The sequence below is a fragment of the Nonlabens xiamenensis genome, from assembly GCF_003865345.1.
GTDB lineage: Bacteria > Bacteroidota > Bacteroidia > Flavobacteriales > Flavobacteriaceae > Nonlabens > Nonlabens xiamenensis.
The window spans coordinates 372,525-394,848 of sequence record NZ_RMVE01000005.1 but is presented as its reverse complement, the minus strand read 5'-3'; the positions used below and the strand labels follow the sequence as shown (position 1 = coordinate 394,848).

General features: G+C 41.1%; 18 protein-coding genes. 11 read left to right on the top strand and 7 right to left on the bottom strand.

The features are described from left to right. Positions 1-1,734: hypothetical protein (locus tag EGM47_RS14420; protein ID WP_164510905.1), on the bottom strand; the 1,734-nt coding region annotated here is incomplete at its 3' end. Between the two features lie 211 nt (positions 1,735-1,945). Between EGM47_RS14420 and EGM47_RS14415 the strand changes: the two genes are divergently transcribed. Both EGM47_RS14415 and EGM47_RS14410 read left to right on the top strand, forming a co-directional pair. After that, on the top strand, positions 1,946-3,814 hold the full coding sequence (locus tag EGM47_RS14415; RefSeq protein ID WP_124981529.1) for a T9SS type B sorting domain-containing protein: 1,869 nt from the start codon (positions 1,946-1,948) through the stop codon (positions 3,812-3,814). 123 nt (positions 3,815-3,937) lie between these two features. Beyond that, the gene (locus EGM47_RS14410) at positions 3,938-4,504 is read left to right on the top strand and encodes a DUF4251 domain-containing protein (protein ID WP_124981528.1); all 567 of its coding nucleotides are present in this window, start codon (positions 3,938-3,940) and stop codon (positions 4,502-4,504) included. A 664-nt stretch (positions 4,505-5,168) separates the two neighbouring features. On the opposite strand, the gene EGM47_RS14405 is transcribed toward EGM47_RS14410, so the two are convergent. From EGM47_RS14405 to EGM47_RS14395, 3 genes are all read right to left on the bottom strand, one after another. Next, positions 5,169-6,008: a heat-shock protein Hsp90 gene (locus tag EGM47_RS14405; protein WP_124981527.1), complete on the bottom strand. Its 840-nt coding sequence runs from the start codon at positions 6,006-6,008 to the stop codon at positions 5,169-5,171. A gap of 57 nt (positions 6,009-6,065) precedes the next feature. Next, the gene (locus EGM47_RS14400; RefSeq protein WP_124981526.1) at positions 6,066-7,106 is read right to left on the bottom strand and encodes a pirin family protein; all 1,041 of its coding nucleotides are present in this window, start codon (positions 7,104-7,106) and stop codon (positions 6,066-6,068) included. Positions 7,107-7,297: 191 nt separating this feature from the next. Beyond that, a complete protein-coding gene (locus EGM47_RS14395) occupies positions 7,298-7,786 on the bottom strand; it encodes a hypothetical protein (protein WP_124981525.1) in 489 nt (162 codons plus the stop codon). 180 nt (positions 7,787-7,966) lie between these two features. On the opposite strand from EGM47_RS14395, the gene EGM47_RS14390 reads away from it, so the two are divergent. Together EGM47_RS14390 and EGM47_RS14385 are read left to right on the top strand one after the other, a co-directional pair. Further along, positions 7,967-9,424, top strand: coding sequence for a BLUF domain-containing protein (locus tag EGM47_RS14390; protein WP_124981524.1), 1,458 nt, complete (start codon positions 7,967-7,969; stop codon positions 9,422-9,424). A 438-nt stretch (positions 9,425-9,862) separates the two neighbouring features. Next, on the top strand, positions 9,863-11,356 hold the full coding sequence (locus EGM47_RS14385) for a S8 family peptidase (RefSeq protein WP_124981523.1): 1,494 nt from the start codon (positions 9,863-9,865) through the stop codon (positions 11,354-11,356). A 145-nt stretch (positions 11,357-11,501) separates the two neighbouring features. Here EGM47_RS14385 and EGM47_RS14380 read toward each other — a convergent pair whose 3' ends face one another. After that, positions 11,502-12,287, bottom strand: coding sequence for a DUF4294 domain-containing protein (locus EGM47_RS14380; RefSeq protein ID WP_124981522.1), 786 nt, complete (start codon positions 12,285-12,287; stop codon positions 11,502-11,504). A 100-nt stretch (positions 12,288-12,387) separates the two neighbouring features. On the opposite strand from EGM47_RS14380, the gene EGM47_RS14375 reads away from it, so the two are divergent. Continuing rightward, positions 12,388-13,497, top strand: coding sequence for a M42 family metallopeptidase (locus EGM47_RS14375; RefSeq protein ID WP_124981521.1), 1,110 nt, complete (start codon positions 12,388-12,390; stop codon positions 13,495-13,497). Between the two features lie 112 nt (positions 13,498-13,609). Here the strand turns inward: EGM47_RS14375 and ccsA are convergent, their stop codons facing one another. Next, positions 13,610-16,969 (bottom strand): cytochrome c biogenesis protein, encoded by a 3,360-nt coding sequence (gene ccsA / locus EGM47_RS14370; RefSeq protein WP_124981520.1) that lies wholly within the window; start codon positions 16,967-16,969, stop codon positions 13,610-13,612. 87 nt (positions 16,970-17,056) lie between these two features. Here ccsA and EGM47_RS14365 point away from each other — a divergent pair, with 87 nt between their 5' ends. From EGM47_RS14365 to EGM47_RS14340, 6 genes are all read left to right on the top strand, one after another. Then, on the top strand, positions 17,057-17,842 hold the full coding sequence (locus EGM47_RS14365; protein ID WP_124981519.1) for a Rossmann-like and DUF2520 domain-containing protein: 786 nt from the start codon (positions 17,057-17,059) through the stop codon (positions 17,840-17,842). Further along, a complete protein-coding gene (locus tag EGM47_RS14360; protein ID WP_124981518.1) occupies positions 17,826-18,359 on the top strand; it encodes a KdsC family phosphatase in 534 nt (177 codons plus the stop codon). Before EGM47_RS14365 ends, EGM47_RS14360 begins: the two co-directional genes overlap by 17 nt. 15 nt (positions 18,360-18,374) lie before the next feature. After that, on the top strand, positions 18,375-19,292 hold the full coding sequence (locus EGM47_RS14355) for a geranylgeranylglycerol-phosphate geranylgeranyltransferase (protein WP_124981517.1): 918 nt from the start codon (positions 18,375-18,377) through the stop codon (positions 19,290-19,292). After that, on the top strand, positions 19,293-19,877 hold the full coding sequence (locus EGM47_RS14350; RefSeq protein WP_124981516.1) for a Maf family nucleotide pyrophosphatase: 585 nt from the start codon (positions 19,293-19,295) through the stop codon (positions 19,875-19,877). A 163-nt stretch (positions 19,878-20,040) separates the two neighbouring features. Continuing rightward, the gene (locus tag EGM47_RS14345; protein WP_124981515.1) at positions 20,041-21,039 is read left to right on the top strand and encodes a helix-turn-helix domain-containing protein; all 999 of its coding nucleotides are present in this window, start codon (positions 20,041-20,043) and stop codon (positions 21,037-21,039) included. 93 nt (positions 21,040-21,132) lie between these two features. Further along, a complete protein-coding gene (locus EGM47_RS14340; RefSeq protein ID WP_124981514.1) occupies positions 21,133-21,591 on the top strand; it encodes an SRPBCC domain-containing protein in 459 nt (152 codons plus the stop codon). A gap of 280 nt (positions 21,592-21,871) precedes the next feature. On the opposite strand, the gene EGM47_RS14335 is transcribed toward EGM47_RS14340, so the two are convergent. Then, positions 21,872-22,291: a nucleoside-diphosphate kinase gene (locus EGM47_RS14335; protein ID WP_124981513.1), complete on the bottom strand. Its 420-nt coding sequence runs from the start codon at positions 22,289-22,291 to the stop codon at positions 21,872-21,874. Positions 22,292-22,324: the final 33 nt, after the last annotated feature.

Here is a 22,324-nt window from a genome sequence, read left to right as displayed (position 1 = left end):
CCAGGTTCCATTGGTATCTTGGGTACCATCCAGTAAGTTGAACAAGTCATAAGGCGAATTTGCCGCAGCTTGATCCTCACATACTTGGAATGGTGTTCCGACGTAATTACCTGATTCTGGAGCTGGCAAGACCTCAATCGTAATGGTTTCCATATCAGTACAGGAGCCGTTATCAACGGTATAGGTAAAAGAATACGGACTTCCAGCCACCGTAAACCCTGTAATGTCTACTGTATTGGGGATCGGATTATTCATCGCATCTGTCCACACACCCATATTATTATCCTGAGACCCATCTAAAGAATTAAATAAGTCATACGGAGAGTTGGCAGCCAAATCATTTTCACAAAACTCTGTCGGTACCGCCGTACCAGCATTAGGATCGGCCAAAATTACCACTTGAACGCTCGTTGATTCTTCTGGACAAGGGTTTGGATTGAGGTTCTGAAAATAAGTATAATCGTAGGTGCCAGGGGTAAGCCCGCTTAAATCTACAGTCGAAGGAACAACAGGGTCAGTAGAAGCGGTTCCCATAGTCCATACACCACCAGTATCCTCATTATCTAATAAACTAAACAGATCAAAAGCAGCTGGTGCTTGAGACTCGCAAAAGCTAGCTGGGTTAGTCGCAGCAACCGTTCCTGAACTCAAGATAGGAACTATGTCAATAATTACATTGGACGTCGCATCCGGACAACCTCCCATTCCAATCAAGGTATATGTAAAGGTATAAGTGCCGACCATTTGGCCGGAAAGATTAACGGTCCCCTGATCTCCATTAGATGTGGGTAAAGGACCAGTCCAGGTACCACCAGACTCTGGCGTTCCCATTAGTAAACTAAATAAGTCTATGTCGGTGGCGGGAATACCGTCCTCACAATATTCTACTGCGCCATCGGTTCCAGGATCTCTAGGATCGTCAATTTGAACCACTACGCTGGCGATATCGCTATCACAGAAAAAGTTATCCGTTTGTACATAATAGGTCATTCCGTCCACTAAGGCTTCGGTGGGCGATAATGCTGGCGGAATAGGCTCATTGGAAGAATCCAAGGCCTCATACCAATTGAAATTGTCCGTGGTTCCCGGATCTAAATCCGCTACGGTAGGATTAGTATCACTACAAAACTCCTGAGTCGCTGGTGGAGTAGGAGCTGCTGGGGATTGAAAAACGGCTGAACTTCCAGTTTCAATTTGACTGCGACAAGTACCATCGGAAAATACAATAAAATAATTATCGTTCCCCACCAGTGCAGTACCTGGCATCACTTGCATGCTCAGTCCAAAATCTTCATAGATTTCGACGTTTCCGCCCATGGGTATGTTATTGGCCAATACTTCATCGATATAAGTTTGAACCGTCGGATTTTCATTGGAACAGAAAATTCCATCTAAGGTTTGTCCAGTAGGAGGAACCGTAAAGGTGACCGTAAGCGAAGGACGCATTGCACAGTCCCCTGAGTCGTTATCCGCATAATAAGTTCCTGGTTGAACAAGTTGTGTTCCCGGTATTGGGGTTCCACCCATGCTGTTCAGATACCAACGTATTCCGTCGCCATTGTCTGTGGCAAATGCCTCCAGGTCGTTAAAATTAAAGCCTGCCGCATCACAAACGTTCTGAGGAGAAATTGGAACATCGGGACATTGGGCAAATTGGCTCATCGGAAAAAGAAGGGCTACCCAAAAAATGGCGCATAACCTTCCCATCAGTTTTACGCGTAAAAGTGTATTCATATGATAAAGAATTGATCAGTTGTATTCTGCTGCAAAACTAGTCTTTAGCTTTGTGCGAATACAAACATCTTACATTCTAATTACTTTTAATTAAGAAACATTAGATAAAAGTTAAGTTTTTACCGTTAATCGACGTTTTGATGTTGATTTAGGTCAGATAATGATAAAAATGAATGGTGGGTATTGTCATGTATAGTATTATATTTTGACCATGAAAGAGAAGATTTATCTGTTTTTATGCCTGTTGATGGTGTCCGCTTTCGCGAAAGCGCAATTGGGATTCTGTACCGGACAGAGTGGAGATGCCATATTTCAGGAAACATTCGGACAAGGATCTACTAATGGTCCAGCTTTACCTAATACTGTCACTACGTATAGATATGTGAATAGTGCTGTCCAGGATGGAGAATATACCATTTCCAGTAACATGCAGCAGTTAAATTCTTTTTGGAATGCTCCAGATCATACGGGTGATCAGGAGGGACGCATGTTGCTTGTCAATGCTGATTTCAATGCTGGTATTTTTTACCAAATACCCATCAACGGATTGTGTGAGAACACACCTTATGAGTTCAGTAGTTGGGTAATCAATGTTTTAGGGGCCAATAATCCTTGCGGTAACACGGAAATCCCCATCCAGGTAAGGTTTCAAATTTGGGACATCACAGACACTAACCTGTTGGCAGACGGAGTCATGATGGAACGCCTGGCAGATCCCTCGCCCACCTGGGTACAATACGGTTTGACTTTTACCACCGCTCCTGGACAAAATGGTTGTATACTAAAACTGATTAATGAAGGTGCAGGTGGTTGTGGGAATGATCTGGCTATAGATGACATTGAATTTAGAACCTGTGGTGATGCCATCGATGTATCCGAACCAGGTGGAGCCGACACAGTATTTCTTTGTGAAAATGAGCAGGGGCAAGCTTATACATTGATGACCACTACCACTACTAGTGTATATGCTTCGCCAGCCTATCAATGGCAGGAAAGTAGCGATGGCGTCAATTATACAGATATCCCAGGCGCAACCAATCCCAACTATATAACGCCTGTACTTAATTCGACAAGTTTTTACAGGGTAAAGGTCGCCGAGGATGCTATCAATCTCAACAATTCGCAATGTGTCAATTTTTCTAACGCATTCGAATTCAGAAGGGTAGTGGTAGCAGAACCAACGCCTATACAAGATCGCGTAGTTGCCTGTGATGGTGAAAATTTATCCCTAGAAGTAGCTAATACCAACGGGATATCTATAAATTGGTATGACTCAACTACTGGAGGAACGATTTTGGCCAGTGATACGAATGCCTATTCCCCAAATGCAGCTGGAGTGTACTACGCAGAGAGTGTGGACGAAGCGAGTGGTTGTGTGAGTTCCTCCAGAACAGCTTTGACCTATGAAGTAAATAGTTCTCCTTCTGTCACAGGGGCAGATATTGAAATATGTCCAGGTGAATCCGTTGTTTTGAACCCAGGAGCCAGTGGGTTTTCTTATGCTTGGAGCACTGGTGCAAATACGCAGACCATTGAAGTTTCTAGCGCTGGAAACTTTACCTGTACGGTAACTAATGCAGAAGGTTGTAGTAGCACCGCTGTTTTCAATGTGGAAATCATAGAAATACCTATGATTGAAAATTTGGAATTGACAGGAGACATGTTAACCGTGGTGACTGCTAATGATGATGGAAGTTTTCTATACAGTATTGATGGTTTTAATTACACCCGTAGTAACGTTTTTGACATCAGTACATTTCTACAAGTCACAACTTACGTAAGGGATACCTCGGGATGTGAGATCGTTACAAGACAGTTTAATCGTATCGAAATTCCAAAATTTTTCACTCCAAACCAAGATGGATTTCACGATACATTTGAGGTGTATAATATTGAAGCATTTCCTGGGGCAAAAATGGAAATCTTTGATCGGTATGGTAAGTTATTGATTCAAATCAATGAATTGGTAGTGGGGTGGGATGGCACCTATCGCAATCAACCTATGCCCAGTAGTGATTATTGGTATAAACTTTACTACAATGACCAAATAATCACCGGTCACGTGGCACTCAAACGATGACGACGGCATTGTTCAATTAAATCATCAGATTTTTACTCCTAATATTCTGTTAATCAGTAGCCAATAAGGATGTAAATTAAGAGGAATACTTCTACAAATTGCTTAAATTCCAAACAAAAAGCGATGAGAAAAATAGGCTCTTATATAAGTTGTTTAGTGGTATTGATGACTTTGGTGCAATGTAAATCCAGCTATTCAAATGCTCAAAGTAGCAGTGAACGCCTAGCATTAAAAAATGCCTTGTCAAACGAGGGCATTCGATTTGACGCGGTAAGTGCGAGTCCGCAGAATACAGCAGCTTATAACAGCGTAGCCAATGATATCTTGATCCAACGTGGTGATAATGCCAATCGCATCAACCTGCAAGGCCAGGGATATTCTTTACGAATTAAGGACGACGAAGTTCAAATGGCATTACCCTTTTATGGTGAACGACGTTTGGGCGGTGGAGGATATAACCAAATCAATGGCCCATTTAATTTTACAGGTCCGGTTAAAAACTTGCAAGTGGTCACCGACGAAGAAAACAACGTACTGGTGGTTGAGCTGACCACACAAAACAATACAGAAAGCATGGATATTGATTTGAAAATCTATTCAGGCGATTTTGCCACGGTATACATCAATAGTGCAGCACATAGTTTTATCCGCTATACAGGCATAGTTGATAAAATTAAGGAAGAGGAATAATATATAGAACATTGCGTCCCAAGCTATTTGAATATTTTCTATTTGACATAATATGCATTATGGTTCAAATGTTGACTATAGCAAATTGATGGAGACTTGCATTTTACATAATTGCAGATCTAACAACACGCCAGTGTATTAAATCGCTAGCAATGCTATAAAAGTCAATTTGCGACACGTTCAGTATTTCAGTATCAATAATGGTATACTATATAAAATATCCCATCATATTTATTTCTTTGTTAGAAACTTAGGTACTGTTGTCATCAAATATTTGCTGCTCGAGTTTAATCCTCAATAAGAAACATCTCGCTTTTTGTAATACAATTAGACGCTATCCAAAATTGACGATACCAATTCTTTCATTTCCACACCATACCCAACCATATAACTCACGCAAAAAAACAAGCATTTTTTGGTAACTCATTCAACGCGTATTTGATTATTTGCAACTAAAGAAGGTTTTTATCGCATTCTGGAGAAAGTTCGCTCTCGCATAATAATTGTCCTTACTTGATAAATCTTCTAAAACGCAAACGATGACCAGTATTTATTACTGATCAATTTGTTGGACCATTGAACTTTTCATTTCAGCAGCTTTCAATTCGTAAAACAATACGTAAAATACTGTTTAAAAATCGTTTACAATAAGAAAAGCAATAGCTTATTCTTCAGGAAGTGGTATGGTTTGGGCGTTTTGCGGCATGGTAAAATCTACGGTAGATGCCGATACAAATTTGATGTTTTCAAGATTAACTTCCCCAATTGGCTCTGTGTATCCGTCTTCTTCATTCCACATGTGAAAGCTCCAGCGGGTTGACAATGGAACACCATCTACAAGCTCATAATCTTCATATTTGATCGCATGCGGCTCCTCCTCTGCTTCCTCCAGGCTTTTTCCATAAGTTACGATATAGGCCATCCCTAGTAGTTGGCCGCTGGACTCATCTTTATACACAATATACCAATCGTCTGGTGCATCTCCTGTTCCTGATTTGAACTGTAATTTGGCTGTAGGAACTTCGGACTCACCCCAGGCTAATTTTTTCTCATTACTCCACTGTGTTCCTGGATCATTGAATTTAAAAGGAGCAGTTAGAAAATAAGACCAGGTCAGGATATGAAATCTCGCCATGGGATCAATAGCTTCTGGCGAACTACCATATACGTTGCCCTCTTTATAAAAAATCTGGCTACCATCTTTTTTGTCAATACGTATTTGCGAACCATCTGTGCGCATGGTAGTGGTTCCCTCCAGCAAGGTATTCCCCCCAAAAACTACCTTGAGGTCATAGACTAAGGCATCTTTTTGCATAAAATCCATTTTTTTATGCGCCTTTTCAATAGCTGCTGTAAACTCATAAATTGGTGGCTGTTCGCTCATCTCGGTTGAGATTGACTCTTCGGTCGGCATCGATGATTCCTTTTCAGGCGATGTTTCTTCTTCTCGTTTACACGAAAAAACAAACACCAGGCAAAGGCACAGTAATAGTATTTTCTTCATTTCCATAATTAATTTAGTCCGTTTAAATTTTAGATCATATAGCTGCTATAATTGGCTTTAGTTGTCATGGTGGTCGTTACTTTTTGGCACTTCCCTCCTACCATCTGAATGAAGCGCAAACCTGGGGCTTTTTCTGTCATGAACTTGCTCTTGTTCAGGCCAAGGCCATCCACCGAATTGGGTGCGTTGATAGTCAGAAAAAGCTTCCTGAATTTCTTGCTGGGTATTCATGACAAAGGGACCGTGTTGGGCCACCGGTTCATTGATAGGTTTACCCTGAAGCACCAATATCTCAGAAGCTTCTGCCCCATTTTTGATGATCAAATCTTGACTAGGTTCCACACTAATGCTTAGCCCTGACTTTAAGGATTTGTCGTCGATAATTAACTCCTGACCTTTATAAAAATACAACGTACGATGAACTTCAGGTAAGTCGACTTTTGGAAGTAATAGTTCGGCCTGCGGTTCCATTTCAACCACCAGTACCATTACACCGTTCTTAGGATCAGCAGCCCAAGAATCTGGTGTTGGATCGGGTGAGTGATGATCGCCAAATTGTCCTGCCACCAGTTGGATTATGGAACTGTGGCCGTTTTGGTCCTTTTGTTCTAAAGAGGGAATGTCATTTTTCCACAGCATTTTAAAATGTGGATCTACCATTTTCGCGGAAGCGGGCAAATTGAGCCAAATCTGAAAAATCTCCAGTGTATTTTCACGATCCTCATGTACCAAAGGAAACATCTCAGAGTGCAATATCCCCTTCCCTGCCGTCATCCACTGGACATCTCCACTACCAAATCTACCTGCCCCTCCTAGGGAGTCACTGTGGTCCACGATCCCCTGACGATTTATCGTGATCGTTTCAAAACCCCTATGCGGATGGTATGGGAATCCAGGGAAAGATTTGCCGTGATACATACGGAAATCATGCTGAGGACTAAAATCCTGACCTAAAATTCTTCCCTGTCTAGTTTCCTCAGGCGGTTGCATGTTGGAGTCACCTGATGGATAGTGGTCTAGATGATGAACGCAAAAAAGAAATGGATCACGAGTGGGCCAGGGAAAACCCAATAATTCTGTTTGAAGTACTAAAGGCATAAATGAAGTTGTTTGGCAACTAGGTCTACCAATTACACCCTTAAAATTAAGCAATCGTACAGGAAGGAAATGTTACTTTCATCTAAAAAAACCATCTGGAAAAACAACGACGCCTGTGATTTGATCTTCTGAACTTGACACCAGCACCTGTGTCTCATTTTTCAAATTCAGAAAAGTAAGCTAAAGCTTTTTTATGAACGCAATGCCCATTCTACTGCGTCCTGCATATGATTAAAATACTTGAATCTTTTGGAAATATTCTGCTTTTCATAAATAGCGACATCAAGGGATCTTTCGTGGCTGGAGACAAAGGCATAATCTGTATCTTCTCTACTGGACATCTGTCTTAACGCCTCTACGGACATGATTGTCTCATGTTCACGATGTATGATCATGGATACAGGCTTGCCTTGATAGTAGTTATCCACTACGGTCAGGATACGTTCAAACATGGGGCCGCCGCACATCATCACATCTTTCATCTCAAAAATCAAAAAATCTTTGTAAAATATACAGTGACCAAATTCAAAATTTTCACGCGCAATAACCTCTCCATAACAATCCTGATAAGGCATAGATGGAGTTTCTGGTCGAAAGACTTTTAAAAAATTAAACAACTGAATGATTCTAGGAAAACTAATTTTTCCTCTCGGGTATTTGGTAGATCTAGGGACTGACATAAATTTGTAGGGTTTGATGTACAAAAATAGACCAGCTTTTGTAAGATTTTTAACACATTAGGGTTATTCCTTAGTTCAAACCACATAATTTTTAATACAAATACAATTTTTTGTAACACATATCAACATTTTACTGAATTTGATGAGAATCTATTAAATTTGAAACGATCAACTTACCCCATGAATATACTTGAATCAGGAACTTTTATTGAAGAACTCAAAGCATTAAGCCAATTATTAGGAGGCAGTTTTCAGTCCTATGATAAAAGCGCAGTGATGAAATTGGACAATGAGAAAGGCTATGGAGAGGTTAAAGCCTATGAGTTTCTTCCTGGATTTCAACTTAAAGTTTATGATATTGAACTGACGGAGGAGCTAAGGTTTATTAAAGATGACCCGTCGCATCAACCCTTGTACTTGCTGTACAGTCTTAAAGGTCAAGTTGAACATCAGTTCCAAAGTGAAGAGGAAACTAATTTAATCAAGCCCATGCACAATGTGATTCTATCTACTTCAGAATCAGATAAAAGTGAGGTTACCATCCCGTCGGACACACCGATTAAACTTAGCGTGATCTTTATTGATCAAAAACAACTTCAACGCACACAACAAGGGGAGTCAATTAGATTGGCCATTAAACGTATCACCGATGAACTCGATGAGAAAGCATCGTTTAAATACATTGGTGATTTTACTCCAGAGACTTCCGTCTTTGCTACCCAGCTATTGAATCTTAAGAGAAATGATATCATCGGCAGGTTGATGTTAGAGGCCAACGTCTACAATATCATCGCATCTCAATTGGATGATCATTTACGCAATCAAGACAATCCCGATCAAAATGAGAGTCCGCTCAGTAAAGATGAATTATACGAAATCATTAATCTCTACGACTATATCCGTGAGAACCTTGAACTAGAACATACCATCAAAGAGTTGGCGCTGGAATCTGGATTAACTGCTAAAAAACTACAAATAGGTTTCGGATACCTATACGGCAGTAGTGTGAACAATTTTGTACAATACTTGCGATTAGAACGGGCCAAAACTCTATTGATTGAAGATGAGCTTAGCATTTCTGAAATTGTTTACGAGATTGGATTCTCCAGTAAGAGTTATCTCTCCAAGCTATTTAGGGAGCGATACCAAATGTCACCTTCAGACTATCGATCACAATACAAAAGGAAAAAGCTGATTTTTGAACTTAATTATACAAGTAGAGCCAATAAGACAATGGATGAAAAAGCGATCAATGAAATTGTCGAAAAAAGCAGGGAAAACAATGCTAAATTTGGAATTACTGGTTGTCTAGTATACTATCAGGACAGTTTCTATCAAATTCTGGAAGGTGAACGACGCGATATTCTTCAATTATATGACAACATTCTGAAAGATGAAAGGCATAATCAAGTCAGTTTACTTTGGAAAGGTGATAAGTCGGTACGACTTTTTAAAGACTGGAGTTTAGGATATATCTCACCTACTGGTAGCTTTAGAAACAAATTAATAGACTATGATCTCGATTTAGACGTCAATGAGCTGTTGAGTTATGATCTGACTTCATCAAAATCTACCAAGGTTTTCTGGTTGCAAATACGACGCATGATCAAAGCAGCTAAGAAAGAGGACAAAAAATAAGTTCAAGCCTTTTTCGGCTGACTTTGGCCCTTATTTCATTCCTTCTCATCATTTCACCACATTGCGAGCTTGATTTTTGAAGAGCTAATCAATTCCAAAGACGAGATGCATTCTTCTATTGAACATGGCTAAAATCTAACGGTGATACGGATAAAAATTCACAATTGATAATGAACCTCCCCCTGGGCTGTCGGGAAGATGGAGACAAATGAGCGGTTATTTTTACCTGTCATCTATACTTTTTCTGATGTAATGCAATGCATAATAAATCGATTATCAGTTATAACACTTGCTATTAAATTGATTTACGGATAATTATGTGATCGCTTAGGAATCTCAGTTGTGAAATCATGTATTTATAACAGTATTGCTTAACAAATCCCTAAAATAGTCCCAAAAAATTGATAATTTCAGAACATCAATTAAAACCCTTATAACATGAAAAAAATATCTCTTTTACTTATGGGACTATTTTTGGTTGTGGCTTGTACACATGAAGAAGCCCAATTGACCGAGCAAGATAGTTCGACAGACCAGAAACTTCTCAGTGTAACCGAAGTCAATGCTTTTATCAAAACTCAATTAACAGAAACAGGCGATGTAGATTGGACGCATGCGCCCAGCAATGTATTGTATAGTGCTATTATGCACGGTGATGGTATTCTAAGTTTAGGCTATGGACAACCTGAAGAATATTTCTCTGAAAAAAGATCAGATCGCTTGATCCAGGCCAGAGAAAACGCAATTGCAGTGGCTATGGACAATGAAGGTACTACAGATAAAAAGGAGATTCTCCTCCAGCAAGATCCATTATTCAATGTAGTAGAACTTAAAATATCTCAATTGTCTACCATTGAAGAATTACAATCCACAGCTGGTATTCGGTATTTAGAGCCGATCGGATACGCACAGTTTAAGGATCCAGATCTAGCTTTTCAAAAATCTAGTTCAGGTTGTGACCAGAGCGGTCAGTCCATCAATTCAGCCGATTACACTGTAATCTCCCCTAACGCCTGGAGGCCTTGGAATTATGATCTGCACAACATCGATGACGCTTGGGCCTACTCTACTGGAGCTGGCATTACCGTTGGTTTGATCGATACTGGAATCTCTGCCAACCAGCCGTTGTTAGGAAGCCGATTCAACGATGGAGCTTCCAACGGACGCAGTATCCAAAAGCACGGAACTTTTATTGATTCAAGTTGGTGGTGGAGCAATAATCTAGACGGACCCAACGATCGTTGCGGGCACGGAACTACCATGGCTTCTGCTATCGCGAGTCCGCGTAATGATGAAGCCATGCCTGTGGGGGTAGCCTACAATTCAAATATGGTTGCTTTTAGAGGGACAGAAGATGTATTATTAGATGATTATCATGAACGCAAAGGCGTGAGCGATGCCTTGCGACAATTGGGTGACCGCAGTGATGTACGGGTCATTTCTATGTCCATAGGTTACCTGTGGAGTATCGGAAATATCAAAGATGCTGTTAAATACGCCTATTCCAGAAATAAATTGATCATTGCTGCCGGTGGGACTTCTACAACATTTACCAATTGGTATGGAGTGATTTTCCCTGCCAGTATGAGTGAAACGGTGGCTGTAACCGGAGTAAAGGACAATGGTTACAATCGATGCGATATCTGCCATGAGGGAGATGCGATAGATTTTACCATCGTGATGCAGCGGGCTAGCGATGCTTCTCGTACGGTTCCTACCTTAGGATTCAATGCTGGTGATCGCAAATACGTAGGTGGTAGTTCAGTAGCCACAGCAACTACGGCAGGTATCGCTGCCTTGGTTTGGAGTCGTCACCCCAATTGGAGCCGTTCGCAGGTGTTGGAAAAATTAAAGCAGTCCAGTGAGTTCTATCCTTATCGTAATTCCAATTTTGGATACGGAAATATCGATGCCCTTCAAGCGGTTCAATAATATAAAGATGTGCTTTAGTTAACTTAATATAAACAACTGATAACTAAAGTTTTTGAAAAATTAAAAACCCTGATATAGAGAAAATCTATACCAGGGTTTTTTATGGATAAAGATGAGTTGGTCATCGCCTTAACTCATCCATACCTTACTTGTTTTTTCTACGTGCTTTACGCGCCTTTTTTTCTTTGTATTCCTGGATGCGTTTCGCACGTGCAGCCAGATTGATACTGTCATAATCTTCAGGAAGTGAGGCTTCATAAGTCTTCCATTGCTCCCTCGCTTTAAAATAATCAAAACTAATGGCTGGTGGCTGCTCTTCGAGTTGATCTTCTATGATTTGGTTGAGAATAATATCTTCAATATAAAAGTCTTCGATCACGTGTTCTGGATCGTATTTTTCCTTTAATGAGATATCAAACAGACTGGCCGTCTTATCAAACCAAAAAGCACTCCAACCGCTACGTAGCCTTTTCAACAAATCGTAGGCCGTGTCACCAGTTTGTCGGTGAATCAGCTTGATCAGGATCTGTCCTTCGGTTCTGCTCAATTTCTTTAGTTCGGCCGTAAATTCCTTTTCGATGTATTCTTCCACCATCTTAGAATATCGCTTACGGTCGTTCACAGTTTCTAGAGAAGCTAAACGTTCATCCAGCACCTGCAATCGCTCTGCCGCCATCTTGGCATAGGGCCAAACTTTTTTGGTCTTTCGTTTTAAAATCAAATACTTGATACGCTCGTACTTGCTGGTAAATTTCAAGTCTTGCAACAACATCACATCATCCAGCTCGATAGCTTTGATCGAGTCGCCATCAAGGTAAAAATATTCAGGATCGACGACTTTAAGAGAATCCTTAGGTACTGGAACTTGTGGGCTTTGCGCTTTCGCGAAAGCGACGACCACCAACAAGAGAAACACAATTGACTTTTTCATACCTATTTAGCTTACCAAAAGCGTTCCAAAAATAAGAAAGCTTCCCCTACCTAAGCGATTTTCAGGTCGTATTATTATCTTCACCGATAAAATTTGAACAATGGCAGATAAGCATATTTTAAACCAACAATCTCTTGATTTTTTAGAATCCTATCTCAATACCGCCTCTCCGACTGGCTATGAGTGGAACGGGCAGAAGTTATGGATGGATTACCTCAAACCTTATGTGGATGAATTTATCACGGATGACTACGGTAGTGCCGTGGGAGTCATCAATCCTGACGCCAAGTTTAAAGTGGTCATTGAGGGTCATGCAGACGAGATCTCTTGGTATGTCAACTATATTACAGACGATGGGTTGATCTATGTGGTGCGTAATGGTGGTTCTGATCATCAGATCGCCCCTTCCAAACGTGTGGACATCCATACAGACAAAGGAATAGTTACCGGGGTATTTGGTTGGCCGGCGATCCATATACGCAATAAAAATAAAGAGGAAGCTCCCAAACAGGATAATATATTTATTGATGTGGGTGCAGAAGATAAAGCGGGTGTTGAGGCACTAGGAGTGCATGTAGGTTGCGTTATTACTTATCCTGACCAATTCTTTATTCTCAACGAGAATAAGTTTGTGTGTCGGGCCCTGGACAATAGAATGGGCGGATTTATGATTGCAGAAGTGGCTCGTTTGCTCAAAGAAAACAACAAACAACTGGATTTTGGGCTATATGTGACCAATTCGGTGCAGGAAGAAATCGGACTGAGAGGTGCCGAAATGATCACACAAACTATCAAACCTGATGTAGCCATAGTTACTGATGTGACGCATGACACGACTACACCTATGATTGACAAAAAATCCAATGGTGATGCTGCCATCGGCAAAGGGCCTGTCATCGCCTACGCGCCAGCCATACAAAACCGACTGCGCAACTTGATCATTGAAGCTGCACAGGACAATGATATTCCGTTTCAGCGACGTGCTACATCGCGGTCAACTGGAACAGATACAGATGCTTTTGCTTATTCCAATGGGGGTGTGCCTAGCGCCTTGATTTCATTGCCTTTGCGTTATATGCATACGACCGTAGAAATGGTACACAGAGATGATGTAGAGAATGTCATCCGAATGATCTATCAAAGCTTGTTACGCATCCAGAATAATCATGATTTCTCTTATTTCAAAGGAGATGGGTCTAAATTGATCTGATCGATCAACCACTATTCAAATGAGGCTGTCCAAGTAAAAACTTGACCATAATAATGTTCAGGAACTTTTTTGGACAGCCTTTTTTTTATTTTGATAGATGCAAAGCAGCATCTTATTTAATTTTACGCCTGGAGTACACTCGCTTTTCGCGAAAATATGCAGTGATCGCCAGAGCAGCGATAACCAATAAGGATATACCTATGAATTTGTAACTGATGATCTGATCTCCGCTGGCATAGCTGTGTAGGCCTGATAAATAAAAATTGACTCCAAAATAGGTCATCAAAACGCTATAAAAAGCGAGGATAGACCATAAGTTGAAAGTCCACCGACCTTTCAGTCCGGGTACCAACCTCAAGTGTAAGACAAAGGCATAAATAAATATGGTGATCAGGGCCCAGGTTTCTTTTGGATCCCAACCCCAGTAACGCCCCCAAGATTCATTGGCCCACATACCGCCCAGGAAATTCCCAATGGTCAACATGATCAAACCAATAGTTAGAGCCACTTCATTAATATAGGTAAGTTCCTTGATGTTCAAATCCATAATTTTGGCATTGGAACGGTTGGAAAATATCATTAAAATAAAGCTCACCAAACCTAAGATCATACCCAGGGCAAAGGGGCCATAACTTCCCACAATCACCGCCACATGTATCATCAGCCAGTAGGAATCCAATACGGGCTGTAGGTTTCCGATGGCTGGATCCAACCAATTTAACTGTGCTACCCATAAAATGATAGACACCACAAAAGCAGTAGCCGCTATGGTCATTTCGCTCTTTCGTCCAAGCATCAATCCAACAGCCATGGTGGCCCACGCTACATAAATCAGGGATTCATAAGCATCAGACCAGGGTGCATGTCCACTGAGGTACCACCGCATGATCAATGCCGCTGTATGCACGAGAAACAAGCCTACAATCACCCACTTATGAAAGACGATGATCCATTTCATTTGCTTGATGGGACGTATGATTTCCACTATGATGAGGATCAACATGATCACCCCAAACCAGTCGTACCATTTAAACAGGTTTTTAAATATATTGTATTTGTTGTATAATATTTCTGCTTCTATTTTTTCTTTGCTAGGAATAACCTCTGCTCCATAATTACGTTGAAATTCAAATAGGCTGTTCAACGCTGCATTAGCATTTACATAATCATCTGTGGCATTCCCTCTGATCAATAAGGTACTGTAGGCTGGGATAAAATCTCTCACGAAATTGCGATCCATCTCTCGCTCGTAATTCGCTTCCTCAAATTCCAATGGGGAAAACCAACGATTATTCTCAGCTCCTGGCTTAGGGAAAATCTTGAAAATAGATCCAGAAATCACTTGATCTAATAAACCTACACTGTAATTGATATCTATAAATCCTTGCTGAATACTGGTCTTGACATCAGCTGTGTTGGCTTCATCCAGATAGGGGCTGATTTTATAGCTTCCCAACGTACTGTCTGCCCTCCTCCAAAAATCCATACCTCTCGCATATTTGGTGCTTTTATCGACACCCAAAATGGTTTTAAGCGAATCATTCTTGTAATTCAATTTTATAAGGGGTACATCAAACCATAAGTCCCTGAACTGCATCATACTAATTATGGTTTGTTCAGGTGTTAGTTGAACAACGCTATCACCTACTTTAGCCTCATAATAATCCCTTTCAGAGAGTCTTCTCAATATCTCGCTGGACAAAGTGGACATGGGTTTCATCCTTCCTTCATCCTGGACGACTACTCTACCAAATTGTTCGGCCTGAGCGAGTGGTACCATATTAGCAACGATGATACTGTCCGCAAATGCTCTTGGAATCGGTGGCATTTTTTGGGTAGAAAAATCAATTTCACCAGGATCAGTTGCAGGCTGTTCCAAGGTTGCTGCATCTTGATTAGTGCTCACTGACTCCCGATTGTCGATGGCTGTGGAGTGTGCCTCTTGCTGGGAATGATCATGGCCAGAGTGATCGGTTGACAATTCCTCTTGAGCAATCCCTATGCTACAACTTAAAAATATGGCTAAACTTAGAACAACTTGCTTGGCCTTACGGCTTTCTACACGATCAATCAGGCGCTTAAGTTCGCCGAATCTTGTATTGGGGTCAAACAGAAGCGCCATGAGCCCGAGATACAATAAGAAATAACCGGTATAGGTAACCGTCTTTCCCCAAAAGTCGTGATTCACAGAGAGGTGCGTACCCAACTCATCTGGATCAAACCCTGCCTGAAAAAAACGATATCCTTCTTTATCCAAAACATGATTCATATAAATATGCTCGTCCTTCTCTTGCCCGTCATCAATCACGGTGACTTTACTTTCAAAGGCTGCATAGGCTTTCTCAGTTCCAGGATATTTTTTGGCAATAAAGTCGTTCAAGCGGATATCAAAAGGCAACTCTCTGGCAATAGACCCATACTTCAAGTAAATTTTCAGTCCATTTATTTCCAGATCGGTAAAGTCTGAAATAATCCCTTTTCCACCCAGAAGTTCGATTTGTTTTTCTTCTCCTCCACTGCGTATGGTGGCCAGGATTCCATGTGCTTGGGCTTTTGTGGGTTCAGGACTTTTGACAATCCCTACTTCACCTTGTTTAATAGGTTCTGGTATAACAAACTGCATTCCTGCCAGCGTGTATAGGGATCGCAATTGCAGGGGTTGAATACTGTCCTTAGTGACCTCACCTTTCATTTGGTCGGCCATACGTAAAAACTCCCCTTCATAAGGCGTTTGTATGGTATACCCATTCCAATTCTCAGTAATATTGATCAATCCTTTTTGCGCAGCGACTTCTGGATCGATATTGACGCCAAATAGTACATTGTGAATACTGGCTTCTTCTCCATCTTTGATCAAGTGATCATGTCGGGTACCACTGCCTGCTTCAACGATTTTGAGATATCGACCAGCTTGATCACCTTCTGAAGGCTTCAGGCCTTCTACTGCATCAAAGATTAAACTATCCACGGTGACTTCAACTTGCTGATCGTAAAAATCAAAGCTCAAGTCTCGTTCGTAATCATATTGGGATAACAGGACTGGTGTTTTCACCTTGCGCTGCATGGGTCTGCCATTAGGGTCTTCGCCCTGAATCACAGCGCTGAAATAGGTTTCTTCGCTTAAAAAGCTGTTTTCGGTTTGACCTTCTCTGATCAACATCATCCCTTCAAACGAAATATATCTGGTGATTCCTGCGCCAATAATGATTAGAATCCATGAAAGGTGCAAGGTAAGCGTAGCCCATTTTTTCCATTGCAGCAGTTGGTAACGTTTGATATTGCCTATAAAATTCAGCATGAGCCACAACATCAACAGGGAAAACCACCAAGTATTGTAGATCCAGATCTTCGATGTGGGCGTATCGTATTTATCTTCGATAATAGTTCCTGCAGCCATACTGGCGGCAAAAACCAGTAATAAAACCGCCATGGTTCTCGTACCAAAAAGCAGGTCAACAATACGTTGTTTCATAGGTCTTTTTTACAGGTTGCAAAGATACTTCACAAAAGCCGTACAGCCATAGCTTGTGAGTCGGCCTTCAATGTGTATTTTTACACGATGATCAAGATAGTTGTCATAGGCACCGGTAATCTGGGAACCCATCTTTGCAGGGCGTTTGACGCCTCTGGAATTCCGGAAAGTTCAAAGGCTGATGTGTCCGAAGTGGAATTAGTAGGTTACTACAACCGATCTGGTCGTCCATTGGAGTTCGTATCTGCCCCTTTGATCAAAAACCTGGATCAACTACCGGACGCGGATCTTATTTTATTATGCGTTCCTGACGATCAGGTTCCCGCTGTATCAAGCAGTTTAAGTCATCAAAACAGTATAATTGCTCATACCAGTGGTAGCGTAGCTATGCAAGCGCTTTCCGATCACGAAAATCATGGAGTCTTTTATATACCCCAGAGCTTTAGCAAAAAGCGTTCGGTGGATTTCAGTCAATTGGCCCTATGTTTAGAAGCCAGTGATTCATCTACCATGAAAATATTGGAACGAGTGGCCAGTTCGCTTTCGCGAAAGCGATTCCACCTGGATTCACTTCAACGACGTCAATTACACCTGGCTGCAGTCTATGTGAATAATTTTGTCAATCATTGCTACACCAAAGCAGAAACTATTTTACAAGAGGCTGAGATTCCCAGCGGACTCCTGCAACCGTTGATGGAAGAAACTTTGCAAAAAGCCTTGAATTTAGGGGCCAAAAATGCACAAACTGGACCGGCACTGCGCCAAGATCAATCCACCATCTTGGCCCATTTGGCATTATTACCACCTTCTGACCACCCTATGTACAAAACTATTACCCAATCCATACAAGAAACCCATGCCCAAAAGCTATAAAGAATTACTGCACGACATCAGCACTTTTATTTTTGATGTGGATGGCGTGCTGACGGATGGTCGCCTGCTCATTTCTGAGAGTGGCGAACTCCTACGTACAATGAATGCAAAAGATGGCTATGCGATAAAAGCAGCTTTGCACCAAGGCTACAAGGTTTGTATCATCACTGGTGGACGCAACGATGGGGTTAAATCAAGATTGATGGGGTTGGGTGTTACAGATGTATTTCTCAATGCTCATGACAAGATGGTACAACTGACGGAGTACGTCACCAAATATGATCTAAAACCTGAGGAAATTGTTTATATGGGCGATGATATGCCAGACGTACCTGCCCTGCGCTATGCCGGTTTGGGCTGTTGCCCGCAGGATGCTATTCCCGAAATTAAGGCCGTAAGCCAGTATATTTCCCACCGTAAAGGAGGTGATTGCTGTGTCAGGGATATCATCGAACAAGTACTTAAAGTGCAAGGCAAGTGGAATCCACAAGATGGGAACAAGCTTCCCTCGATATAAAAGAATCACAAACGCATGAAGAAGTATCTCAATATCATACGCTGGCCCAATGTGCTTATGACCATTCTTACACAATTGGTCGTGGTGTATGGTTTATTGGTGCCTTCTGGTATCCAATTAGGCTTAGCGGACTGGCAACTCTTTATGCTCATTGCATCTACTGCCCTACTGACGGCCAGTGGAAATATCATCAATGATATTTATGATGTGGAGATTGATCAAGTCAATAAACCTGAAAAAATTATTGTCGGACGCCATATGAGCGAGCGTCATGCTTTTGGATTGTACATTGTATTCACTAGTCTGGCTGTAGTTTTAGGTTTTGTTTTGGCCAATAGTTTGGGGAAACCTGTATTGGCTAGCGTATTCATTGTGGTGGCTTTCCTGCTTTATACGTATGCGAGTAGCCTGAAGGCAATGTTGTTGATTGGCAATATTTTGATTTCCTTATTGGTGGGGTTGGTCGTTGTCATTACTGGAGTGTTTGAGCTCTACCCAGTTATATCACCTGAAACCCAAGGCTTATTTCAATTTTTATTGGCCAGATTGCTGGAATTTGCCGTATTGGCCTTTTTGATCAACCTGATCAGGGAATGGGTCAAAGATTGTGAGGATGTTAATGGGGACAATAAAGGAGGTCGAACAACCATTGCGATTGTATTAGGGAGAACCAGAGCTGCGCAGTGGATCGCTGTCTTTACATTTCTGGTCGTTATTCTGCTGGCATTTTTTGTCTATGAATTCTTGTACGAGAATCAGTGGGCCACCCATTACTTTATTTTTCTAATTATTGGTCCGTTGTTATTTGTGGGGATCAAACTATTGAGTGCGTCCCAGGTAAGAGATTTTAAGATCTTATCAGTGGTGCTGAAAGTGATATTGCTTTTGGGTATTCTGTCAATGGGAATTTTTAGAATCAAATATTACTTATAGATGCTGGCAGAGAAATTTAAAAATATAGAAATTATTCTAGCGTCTCAATCCCCCAGGCGTCAGGAATTGCTGAAAGGTTTAGATCTCACATTCAGGATTGAAACAAGACCAGTGGAGGAATTATATAGCCACAAATTAACAGGCCATGAGATCACCGATTATCTGGCCAAATTAAAAGCCGATGCTTTTCATGACTTGAGAGAAAATCAATTGTTGATCACTAGCGATACCATAGTGTGGATGGACGGTCGAGCACTGGAAAAACCTACATCTGCTGAGCATGCCGCCGAAATGTTGTCAACGATGAGTGGCGCGCAACACCAGGTATTTACTTCGGTGTGCTTTACCAGCACAAAACATCAGGAGACCATTCACGACATGACCAGAGTTTATTTTGGCGATCTTTCTTCTGATGAAATTCAATATTATATCCAACAATACAAACCCTTTGATAAGGCTGGTGCTTACGGAGTGCAGGATTGGCTGGGTTATACTAGCGTTGAGCGACTAGAAGGCTGTTACTATAATGTGATGGGGCTACCGCTGCCTAAGGTCTATCATTACCTCAAAAATTATCAGATTTAAACTGGTAGATAAGGTCTAGGCATTCTTGGATGGCGGGTGACCCATCTTAAACACCTGCTTATTATTTCAAATAATACAAGTCTTGTATTTCACACAACACTATACTTCAGTTTTTTGCGAAAATCACAAATCGATTTTACGATTATCGATTTATCTTTGAAAAATGCAAGAACTACTCATAGGTAAAATACGTCAAATACTTCCACCTACACTTTCAGTGATCGATGAGATCTCGCACGTGTTGGACATCAGTTATGATGCCGCCTATCGAAGAGTCAATGGCAAAACTGTTTTGAGTTTGGAGGAAAGCGTACATCTGGCCAAACATTTTAAACTTTCGTTGAATAAGTTATACGAGGTAGGCGAGCAAAACTCCATCTTGGCAGATGTCTCCCCTCCTATTCAAGATGTAGACGGGCTTGAGGCCTATTTTAGGAATTCGCTTGAGCAACTACAGCCCTTAACTAAACTCAGCAGTTCCAGCATCACGTATTCAGCCAAAGATATTCCCTTGTTTTACACTTTATCCGATTCTCATTTGACAAAGTATAAATGTTATGTCTGGCTCAAATTTTTGGACGATGATGGAAAGATGTCCAAAATGAGTTTTCAAGAGTTTACAGAGCAAGCCCCTACTTCTCTCTTTGAAAGTGCAAGAGCCCTGGGTGATGTTTACAACAATATTGATATCATAGAATTCTGGAATGACAATACCATCAATGGAAATTTACAACAGGTTTTTTACTTTTATGAAGCTGGATTGTTGAGCAGGGAAATGGCCCTAACCATCTGCGAGGATTTGAGACAAATTATTCATCGTGTAGAAAGACAAAGTATTGAGCAGAGCATCACTGGCACTCAAAATCAAACCCAATACCTCTTGTATAAAAGCGATTTATTGACGATGAGCAATACGGTAATGATCAAAACTAAAAATCAAAAGCTGTTCTTCTGCCCTTTTACTGTGTTGACTTATCTTAAAGTCGAACATATCCCTACTTGCGAGCGACTGGACAAATTTTTCGCAAAACAAATGAAAAATTCAAAGTTATTGATCAATGCTGGAGAAAGGGATCGCACTCAATTTTTTAATAAAATGCACCTAAAGATCAAAACCATTGAAGACCGTCTAAAGGTGAACGAAGATTTGATTTATTTTTAAAGAAAGTTGGAGCTTTAATTTTATTCAGTCAATGGCTCCCCTATTCCCTGCTATGGGACACAGAGAGCTGGGTCACGCCAAATAGTTACATTTATGGAACTTAAGAAATCAATTCAAATCGATCGTAGCCAGGATCAAGTATTTGAACTATTCGTTGGAAATATGATGGATTGGTGGCCAAAGGAATATTCTTGGTCCCAGCATCACTTGCAGCAAATGTTTATTGACCCGGTCACCAATGGTTTCTGTACTGAAATTGGCCCACATGGCTTTAGATGTGATTGGGGTAGGGTGTTGGAAGTTAACACCCCCAGCTCAATTCATTTTACCTGGCAGATCAGTCCGCAGCGTGAACCTGTACCTGATGCTGATCAGGCAAGTGTAGTGCATATTCGATTTTCAAGTGTGGATGAGCATTGCTTAATGGACTTGGAACACGCCAACTTTGAAAACCACGGAAAAGGATACGAAAATTACCATAAGATGATGGACAGTCCAGAGGGATGGCAGTATATACTCGATTGCTTTAAAAATTACTGTGAAAATGGCTGAAGCAGATCTGGTAAACACAGGACGAATTCCTTGGTGGTACAATAATCAATTCCAACAACCCAACATATCAATAAAAATAAATTGTCCGTCTGAGCTTGCCAGATAAGCACTGAAGACCGATAAGTTTAGAACTTTGACAGGTCGAATTGGACAATAGAACATTGCTTTCTAGACGGCAATTTGATCGTATGGCCATCATTTTGACTCAATAGTTCAACTAGAAATAAAAAAACCCACCTGAACACAGATGGGCTTTTGTTGTAAGTTAGTTCGATTGAATTTAGAACATCTCACGTCCTGAAAAGTGAAACGAACTTTCAATTGCGGCATTTTCATCGCTATCGCTACCGTGTACGGCATTTTCACCAACACTTTTAGCAAAGAGTTTTCTAATGGTGCCATCGGCTGCCTCAGCAGGATTGGTAGCGCCGATCAGCGTACGGAAGTCGGCTACAGCGTTTTCTTTTTCCAATACCGCCGCCACAATTGGTCCACGGGTCATGAATTCCACCAATTCGCCAAAAAACGGACGCTCACTGTGGATGGCGTAAAACTCCTGGGCATCAGCCACAGTCATCTGTGTTTTTTTCAAAGCAACGATTCTAAAACCGCTGGCTGTGATTTTTTCAAGTATAGCACCTGTGTGTCCGTCTTCTACGGCATCAGGCTTGATCATTGTAAATGTTCTATTGCTAGCCATTCTTGTTTGTCTTTTTTAAATGCGCTGCAAAAA